Origin of the sequence: Actinocrinis sp. (assembly GCF_035653575.1) — a bacterium.
Classification (GTDB): Bacteria; Actinomycetota; Actinomycetes; order Streptomycetales; family Catenulisporaceae; genus Actinocrinis.
Map to the genome: position 1 here is coordinate 1 of NZ_DASRBQ010000153.1, position 2,592 is coordinate 2,592.

Here is a 2,592-nt window from a genome sequence, read left to right on the forward strand (position 1 = left end):
CTCCCTCGCCGGCCTGGCCGTGGGCATCGCCGGGGCCACCACCGCGCGCACCACGATCCTGACCGTCGGCGTCGCAGGCCTGTTCGCCGGAGCCCTCGCGATGGCCGCCGGCGAGTACGTCTCGGTCAGCAGCCAACGCGACAGCGAGCGCGCACTGCTGCACCTGGAACGCCGGGAACTGGCCGAAAGCCCGGAGGCAGAGCTCGCCGAGCTCACCGGGCTCTACCAAGCCAAGGGTCTTAGTCACGACCTCGCCGCCCAGGTCGCCGAGCAGTTGACCGCCCGCGACGCCTTCGCCGCACACGCCGAAGCAGAACTCGGCATCAACCCTGACGCCCTGACCAACCCCTGGCACGCCGCCGCGGCCAGCTTCCTCGCCTTCACCGCCGGCGCCCTGTTCCCGCTGCTGGCCATTCTGCTGCCGACCTCCGTGCGCGTCCCAGTCACCGCGCTGGTCGTCGCCGCCTGCCTGATCGTCACCGGCTACGCCGGCGCGCGCCTCGGCAAAGCGCGTCCCGGCCCCGCCATCGCCCGCAATGTGATCGGCGGCGCCCTCGCGATGGCCGTCACCTACGGCATCGGCATGGCCATTGGCACAGGCGGCGGTGCCTGACGAGAAGGCCGGGGACGCGCTCCGCGCCTAGCGACGCGGAGTGTGTCAGGACTATGAGTCATCCTCCGGCACGCGCCGGAGGTGGGGGAACCACAGCCCGCCGGCCAGTGCCTCGTCGACCCGGCCTTCGAGCTGCACCCCGGGACAGCGGACGAACGGCGCCAGCGCAGCCATCAGCTGCTTGCGGTCCTCGACCGCGTATCCGTTGAGGCGCAGGTGCATCTGCCCGCCCGCGGAGTCGGTCAGCGTCATCTGCCACGGATGGTTGTAGCGTCCCGCCGCCCGGAACACGCGTACACCCGCCAGGCGGTCCAGGCGGAAATACCTTGACCGCAGGACGACGCGTTGGCTGAGCTCCGCGCCGTGGACCGTCAGCCGGTTGCGCGACGCCGCGAGCGCCGTCAACGCGAACACCGCCGTCAGGCCGATGAACATCGAGCGATCAGCGGCGGTCATGCTCGCGAAGATCGGCGGCGGCAGGAACACGGCTGCCGCCATGCCGACGAGCGCGACGAACCATCGGGCGGACGGCGCGACCGAGATCGAAGTAGCGCGCCCGCAGGTACATGAAGCCTGATTCGCTGTCGAGCACATCACCCACACATCCGAGTGCTTCGGAGCCTCCGCACGTCCCCACATTCGGAGAGGCGACCGCCTCAGCGAGATCTTACGCAGCTGAGCTGTCCCTGAGGCGCGGCCTCGCTAGGCTCATTGCATGTCGGATGTCGATGAAGAGCTCGAACGCGCTCGCAGGGCGTTGGAGCACTGGCGCGACTATCCCGTGGATGCCGATCCCCGCAGGCTGGTGCTGACCGGTGAGACGGTCCTGGTTGGCGCGGGGTTTGCTTCCAACGATGCGAAGCAAGCGTTCCTTGCGGGCGAGTTCGCAGCCGCCGCGGACGTTCCGGATGAGGTGTTACGCGCATTGGCGCGGCATCACGGGAAGCTTCACGGCCACGCTCTTCGAATTACCGGCGCCGAGAGGGTGAGCGCGACCTTCGACACCGATCGAGGCCCGCGCCAGCTGCCCGCGTGGCGCGTGCGCATCGACGGTGTGGACGGCCCAGTCTCGGTTCTCGATCCCGAGATCGCCCGCGACGCGGCGGGACCGGAGGGCATCGACGGGATCACCGGAACCGACATGCGCGCCAGGCTCGGCGCGGACGAGCGCACCATGATCCTTGAGTTTCTCGGCAGCCCGCCGCAATACACCGACTATCCGCGCGCCGTCGTGTTGGAATCCCCGGCTGCCGTGACCGTCATCCCGGTCCCGCACGAGCTCCTCGAAGGTGATCGACTGCTGTACGGGCAGCAGCGCGAAGTCACGGCGCGCCTTCGCGATCCGCTCGGCGCCAGGGTTGCGGTCGACTACCGCTCCGGATGCCCGATCACCGTCGACGCGGCGCCCGCGCCGCAGCACGCCACCGCCCGCGAGCAGACCGCGATACCCGGTTGCGGCCTGCTCTCCGGCACTCATCAGACACGTGCTCCGCGGACGCCAGCAACTTTGCCAGCACTCGTACAATGCGTCGATGGATATCAACTCTGAGTCAGATTTCTGTACGCCTGGGTCATGGCCCAGTAAGGTCCTTGTGGTCGGCTACGGCCATGCGTTAGGCAACGTGAGCCGATGCCTGAGAACCGACCGAACCAGTTGGAGCCTCCTGGGTTTTGAGACTTTGATGAGATCTTTGGTTATCTGATCTGCCGCAGTGATCCACGCCGCCAACCCGCCCGACAAGGGGCCGGATCTATAAGAGTTTGGCCAGCTCAGTCCACACCGGCCTGAGTCCGCATCGATCCATTTCGCCGTCTACCGACTGCACCGGAAGCCTGCTCGCCGCGCTCTGACCAGCGGAATCAGACCGCAGCTTGACCGAACAACGGCACTCTCGAGCGCTCAGCCCGGCATCGGATCCAGCTCTCTGTCGATACGCCGCCACTCGCTCAGTGCCACAGTGTTCGGGTGCGTCTCACCG

At 67.9% G+C, this 2,592-nt stretch carries 3 protein-coding genes; 2 read left to right on the forward strand and 1 reads right to left on the reverse strand.

The window, feature by feature from the left end:
* Nucleotides 1–613: VIT family protein (locus tag VFA06_RS20600; protein WP_324842288.1), on the forward strand; the 613-nt coding region annotated here is incomplete at its 5' end.
* 51 nt (nucleotides 614–664) lie between these two features.
* On the opposite strand, the gene VFA06_RS20605 is transcribed toward VFA06_RS20600, so the two are convergent.
* Nucleotides 665–1,099, reverse strand: coding sequence for a hypothetical protein (locus VFA06_RS20605; protein WP_324842289.1), 435 nt, complete (start codon nucleotides 1,097–1,099; stop codon nucleotides 665–667).
* Nucleotides 1,100–1,370: 271 nt separating this feature from the next.
* On the opposite strand from VFA06_RS20605, the gene VFA06_RS20610 reads away from it, so the two are divergent.
* A complete protein-coding gene (locus VFA06_RS20610) occupies nucleotides 1,371–2,162 on the forward strand; it encodes a hypothetical protein (protein ID WP_324842290.1) in 792 nt (263 codons plus the stop codon).
* Nucleotides 2,163–2,592: the final 430 nt, after the last annotated feature.